We start from the raw sequence: 5,607 nt of genomic DNA, 5'->3' as shown, positions 1-5,607 counted from the left end.
TCCTCGCGGTGGGAGCGATGATCGCTTTCTCGATCTATCTGCGCCAGCGCGGGTCGAGTGAATCCAAACCGGTCGGCACGCCGCACCACACGAGCGCGGCCGAGACGGAATGACGTCTACCGGGATGCCAGCCGAGGTCCGTCGTAGGCGCGCACCGGCGGGACCTCCCCGTCGTACCGCTCGATCGACACGGCCACCCGGGCACCGCTCGACGCCTGCGTGAGCTTCGACGTGCCGATGTCCTTCGTCAGGACGTTGACGTTGCCGTTGATGCAGTCGGCGATCCCCGGCGCGCTGGGGTCGTACCAGGCTCCCGTGTGCATCCGCGCGACGCCTGGCAGTAGCGTGTCGGTGGTCACCACGCCGGCGAGCAGGCTGCCCTGGGCGCTGCGCACGATCGCGATGTCGCCGTCGGTCAGGCCGCGCACCGCCGCGTCCGACGGGTGCAGCCGGACGGGCTCGCGTCCGGCGACCTTGGTCGATCGGCTCGGTGCCGCCATGTCGAGCTGGCTGTGGAGTCGGTGCGTCGGCTGCGTGCACAGCAGCTGCAGGTCGTAGGGCGAGCCCGCCACTTCCGCGGTGTCGATCCACACGGCGTGCCCGGCTGTGTCGTCGAGTCCGAACCCGTCGAGGGTGGCGGAGAACAGCTCGATCCGCCCGCTGGGGGTGTCGAGCGGGTGCGCCTCGGGGTCGGCGCGGAAGTCGGTGAACGCCCCGTCCCGGTAGTGGTGCTGGGGGAGCGGGGTGCCACCGTCGCGCCAGAACTCGGCGAACGGCGGGGCGTCGGGGATCTCGGGACGCTGCCGCCAGTCCTCGTAGATCTTCTCGAGCCATTCGTGACTGTCGCGGCCTTCGGCGTAGTCGGCATCCAGTCGCTTCGCGAGCTGGTCGTAGATCCAGAACTCCTCCCGCGCGTAGCCGAGCGGCTCGACCGCGCGCGGCATGGCGCGGAGCCGGGTGTCTCCCGCGCCGGCGGCGAGGTCGTCGCGCTCCAGGCCCGTGGCGGCGGGCAGGACGATGTCGGCGTGGCGGGCGGTCGGGGTCCAGTGGAACTCGTTGACGACGAGCGTGTCGACGGCCGCGACCGCGCGGCGCAGACGCCGCAGGTCCTGGTGGTGGTGGAAGGGGTTGCCCCCGGCCCAGTACACGAGGCGGATGTCGGGGAGGTCCAGCGTCCCGCCGTCGTACGGGATCGTCGGCTCCGGACGCAGCAGCAGGTCGCTGATGCGCGCGCACGGGATGAAGTCCGTCACGGTATTGGTGCCCTGCGAGAACGTGGGGAGGGGCACCGGGGCGACCCCGACGCCGTAGTCGCCCATCGAGCCGTATCCGTGCGTGAACCCGCCGCCGGGCAGGCCGATCTGGCCGAGGAACGCCGCGAAGGTCACCGCCGCGAACACCGCCTGCTCGCCGTGCTCCGCGCGCTGCAGCGAGTAGGTGACGTTGACGAGCGTGCGCCCCGACGCGGCGCGTCGCGCGAGGTCGCGGATCCTCTCGGCGGGAACGCCGGCGATCTCCGCGGCCCACTCCGGGGTCTTCTCCACGCCGTCGGGCTCGCCGCGCAGGTACGCCCGCACGCGGTCCGCGCCGACGGTGTGCGTTGCGAGGAACGCGTCATCCGCGAGTCCCTCGGCGACGAGCGTGTGAGTGAGGGCGAGCAACAGTGCGGTGTCGGCTCCCGGACGGATGCCGAGCCACTCGGCATCCAGTTCGCTCAGGGTGTCGTCGCGCTGCGCGGAGACGGACACGATGCGGGTGGAGGCCGCGGCGGACCGCGCGAGCCGGGACACGACGTGACGGTCGTGGCCCCCCGGCACTACCCAGGTGTTCGAACGGCGCAGGCCGCCGAAGGCGATCAGCAGGTCGGTGTGCTCGGCGATGTGTCCCCAGGACGGCGGTCGGTTGCGCAGTTCGCGCATGCCGAGCGGTCCGATCAGGTGGGGGAGCAGCACGAGGCTGGCGCCGCGGCTGTAGTCGTTGATCGAGCGCGTGTAGCCGCCCAGCGAGTTGAGGAACCGGTGCAGCTGGCTCTGCGCGTGGTGCAGACGTCCGGCGCTTCCCCAGCCGTACGAGCCGCCGAAGATCGCGCGGTTGCCGTGCGTCGAGCGGACGCGCCCGAGTTCCGCGGCGAGGAGATCGAGCGCCTCGTCCCACTCCACCTCGACGTATTCGTCGTCGACGTCGCCCCGGCGTGGGTCGGGTCCCGGACCGTTCTCGAGCCACCGGCGCCGGACGGCCGGGCGCGTGACCCGCGACGGGTGGTGCTGCCCCTCGGCGACGCCGGCGATCGCCGGCGCGGCATCCGGGTCGTCCACGTAGGGCCGGGTCGCAAGGACCGTCCGTCCGTCGTCCGACACCTCGACCTCGAAGGTTCCCCAGTGGGCGCTGCTCTCCTGCGTTCGCGTCACCCTGCCATCCTCGCGCGCGCCGGACGATCGGGGTTGCTCCGCGCGCAACGCAAGGACATCGGCATCCGGATGCCGGCTCCCGGACACGAGGCCCGGTCAACCTCCGTACCGCCCCCGAATCGGCGACGGAGGGGGTGCGCTCACGCGGGGCCGGTGCTAGGCAGGAGCTATGACCTCCACCGTTCCCCCGCTCCGTCGCCCGTCACCGGCCGCGCGCGCAGCGCGCAAGGACCGTGTGCTCACGTGGGTCACGCTGTCCATCGTCGCGGTGATCTGCCTCGTGCTCGGCTTCGGTGCCGTCGCGATGGCGAACTCGTGGTGGACCGAGGAGACACCCGTCGCCTCCGCCGACCAGCAGCTAGCCGACGGCCAATCCCGGTTCGATCGGGCGGGTCTCGACTTCCTGAACCGCCAGGGCCACGCGACGGTCGATGTGACCGCGTCCACCTCCGCCAGCGAACTCGGGCTCCCGACCTCGGGGCAGACCCCGATCGACACGCTCGTGCCGATCTCTCTGGAGGTCCGCGGCGACGGCACGTCGGTGAAGTTCAGTGGGCTCTCCCACTTCGAGCTCACCACGTCGGACGACATCCTGACGCGCGTGCAGGTGATTCCCGCGGCGAGCGGCTCTTGGGCGAGCATCTCCTCGGAGCTCGGTTCGCGCGCGGCGCAGTGGGGATGGTCGCAGGCGCAGCTCGACGCCCTGCACGAGCAGGTGGGTGACGCCGCCCGGAACGAGGGGACGACCTCGACCCTGTCCCTCCCCACGGTGACGTACGGGGGGATGAGCATCACCGCGCAGGTCACCTCGAGCGACGGCACGCTCAGCCTGGCGTACAACATCGGGCAGTGATCCGCCCTCGTCGCCCGGCCGCGCCGTTCAGGGAACACGGGACGCCGCCGCGGTAGCATCCGTCCGTCAGCCGTTGCGAAGGGTGTTCCGTGGTCCGTTGGTCTTCCGCCGTGGTCGCCCTCGTCGCGGTCGCGCTCGTCACCGCCGGCTGTTCGACCGCGGACGAGACGCCGCCGCCCGTGGTCGCGCCCTCGAGCGTCACGAACCCGTCGGCAAGCCCCCAGGCCCTGCCGCCGACCATGGTGTCGCCCGGCGATCTCAACGGCAAGAACGTCGCCGTCGTCATCGGGACGGCGCTCTCGGTCACCGTTCCGGACGGCACGGAGGACCAGTGGCGGGGAACCACCGACGACCCCACGATCGCCGAGTTCTCCGCCGGCGGCTCCGACGAGGGCGCGACCTTCCGCCCCGGGTTCATCGCGCGCAAGCTCGGCACGACCAATGCGACGTTGACCGGGCCGGACGGTACGAAAAGCACCTTCACGATCTCGGTCGTCGCGCCCTGAGTCGGGGTCAGTAGCGCGCGAGCACCGAGAGCAGCGGGTCTCCGGCGGGCGGCTCGGCGCGGAGCGCCTGGGTCTCGACACCGTCGAGGTGGGCGGCGACATGATCCGCGGCGGCGGCCCCGTCGCCGGCGGCGAGCAGCGCGATGAGTTCGTCGTGCTCGTCGATCGACGCGCCCTGGTCGATGTCGCGCCCGTAGATCGTCAGGATCAGCGCCGTGCGCGAGACCACCTCTGACATGTAGCGCTGGAGCAGTGCGTTGCCGCTCTCGCGGGCCAGCAGGATGTGGAATTCGCCCCCCAACCGAGCGGATGCCGCGCTCTGCCGCGCCGTCCACGCTTCCCGTTCCGCACGGGCGTGCGCGAGGAGCCGGTCGCGGATGCCGTCATCCCAGTGGGCGGCGACGCGGAGCACCGCCTCGCGCTCGAGCGCCCGGCGGACGACGAAGGCGTCCCGCGCCTCCTCGATCGTGGGGTGCGCGACCTCGGCGGACCGTCCGTGCGGCGAGTCGACCAGGCCGTCGCTCACGAGCCGGGCCAGAACCGTGCGCACGAGCGTGCGGCTGACGCCGTAGTGGGCCGCCAAGGTCTCCTCGCCGAGCTTCGTGCCGGGGGTGAGGGCGCCTTCGATCACTGCGGCGCGAACGGAAGCGTACGCGCGATCGGCGCGCTCCGCGGGCGTACCTGCGCTGTCCACTGTCTCCGGGGTCATGCCCAAACTGTATACGGACTGGTGCTCTTCTCGCCGAATTCGCGTCCCAATCGACGAAACGCATTCGACTCGCGACGGAAATCCCTTCGACCTGTATACGGACTACAACAGTATATGTATACAGAAAGGCGCACCCATGAACCTCACCCTCACGGAGCAACAGCGCGAGCTGCTCGACCGGTCCGTCCTCGAAGGAGAGGCACCGACGATCGCGGACCTCGTGAGTATCGCCCTTCGCGAGACCGCGGTGGGCGTGACATCCCGTCCTCTGCCGGGATCGCCTCGGATCGAGCGCGCGTGGCGTGACGACGTCGCCTTCACGCCCGGACCCGAGCGGGTCGTGCGCGCCGAGCATCGGCTCCTGCCGGGGACGGGCAAAGCATTCGAGGTCCGGGCGGGGCAGATCCTCCGCGTGGCGCAGGTCGAGGGCGACCAGTGCGCCGACCTGAACGTCTTCTCCCTCCACGACTACCGGGAGGCGATGCACGTCGGACGCACGCGCACCCTGCATGGCATCCATCCGGGAGAGGGGTCGTTCCTGTGGTCGGCGCCTCCCCGGGAGCGGGCGATGATGTTCCTGCTCACGGATGCCGCGGGTCTCAACGACACGCTCTTCCCGCGCTGCAGTGCGGCGATGTACGAGTCGATGTTCGGGTTCGCGGAGCACACCAACTGCGCCGACATGCAGGCCGAGGCGCAGCGCGAGTACGGCCTGACGCCGGACGACGTCCACGACTCGTTCAACCTCTTCATGGCGACGCGCGTCAACGCGGACGGGTCCATCGAGGTCGTCCACCAGCACACGCCGGCGACCGCCTACGTGGAGCTACTGGCGGTCATGGACGTGCTCGCTGTGCCGAACGTCTGCGGCAACGACATCTTCCGCACGAGCAACTACTCGCTGCGGCCGCTCGACGTCACGGTGTTCGACGCGGCCACGTGCGACCTCGACCGGGTGCCACCGCTGCAGGTCCACCGCGCCCAGCGCACCCCGGCAGATTTCGCGCAGCCCGAGATCCGCGTCGAACGGAGCCTGGAGCGCGATCCGTCCTACCAGCCCCGGTTTCCGCGCACGCCCGTCACCGTCGACCGCCTCGAGGTGGACCTCGGGGCGAAGAACTCGCTCTCCTC

At 71.0% G+C, this 5,607-nt stretch carries 6 protein-coding genes; 4 read left to right on the top strand and 2 right to left on the bottom strand.

Annotated features, from left to right (window positions below; translation table 11 throughout):
• Nucleotides 1-113, top strand: a 113-nt coding sequence (locus tag I5G_RS27060; protein WP_368844295.1) for a DUF6766 family protein, incomplete at its 5' end; no start/stop codon positions are given.
• Nucleotides 114-116: 3 nt separating this feature from the next.
• Here I5G_RS27060 and I5G_RS11100 read toward each other — a convergent pair.
• A complete protein-coding gene (locus I5G_RS11100) occupies nucleotides 117-2,408 on the bottom strand; it encodes a molybdopterin-dependent oxidoreductase (RefSeq protein WP_022879113.1) in 2,292 nt (763 codons plus the stop codon).
• Nucleotides 2,409-2,577: 169 nt separating this feature from the next.
• Between I5G_RS11100 and I5G_RS11095 the strand changes: the two genes are divergently transcribed.
• Both I5G_RS11095 and I5G_RS11090 read left to right on the top strand, forming a co-directional pair.
• Complete coding sequence (locus I5G_RS11095; protein ID WP_022879112.1) at nucleotides 2,578-3,261, top strand: hypothetical protein; 684 nt, start codon at nucleotides 2,578-2,580, stop codon at nucleotides 3,259-3,261.
• An 89-nt stretch (nucleotides 3,262-3,350) separates the two neighbouring features.
• Nucleotides 3,351-3,767, top strand: coding sequence for a hypothetical protein (locus I5G_RS11090; RefSeq protein WP_148286477.1), 417 nt, complete (start codon nucleotides 3,351-3,353; stop codon nucleotides 3,765-3,767).
• Between the two features lie 7 nt (nucleotides 3,768-3,774).
• Here the strand turns inward: I5G_RS11090 and I5G_RS11085 are convergent, their stop codons facing one another.
• Entirely contained in the window at nucleotides 3,775-4,476 is a 702-nt protein-coding gene (locus I5G_RS11085; protein WP_083896622.1) for a GntR family transcriptional regulator, read from the bottom strand.
• 136 nt (nucleotides 4,477-4,612) lie between these two features.
• Here I5G_RS11085 and I5G_RS22000 point away from each other — a divergent pair.
• On the top strand, nucleotides 4,613-5,607 hold a 995-nt coding region (locus I5G_RS22000), incomplete at its 3' end, for a DUF1989 domain-containing protein (RefSeq protein WP_036327709.1).

It is taken from the genome of Microbacterium sp. B19, assembly GCF_000333395.1.
GTDB lineage: Bacteria > Actinomycetota > Actinomycetes > Actinomycetales > Microbacteriaceae > Microbacterium.
This window is presented reverse-complemented; position numbering and strand designations above follow the sequence as displayed.

Bases quoted from the DNA above. Each gene is read 5' to 3' on its own strand.
- I5G_RS11095 (WP_022879112.1), top strand. From the start codon at position 2,578: ATGACCTCCACCGTTCCCCCGCTCCGTCGCCCGTCACCGGCCGCGCGC.
- I5G_RS11085 (WP_083896622.1), bottom strand. From the start codon at position 4,476: ATGACCCCGGAGACAGTGGACAGCGCAGGTACGCCCGCGGAGCGCGCC.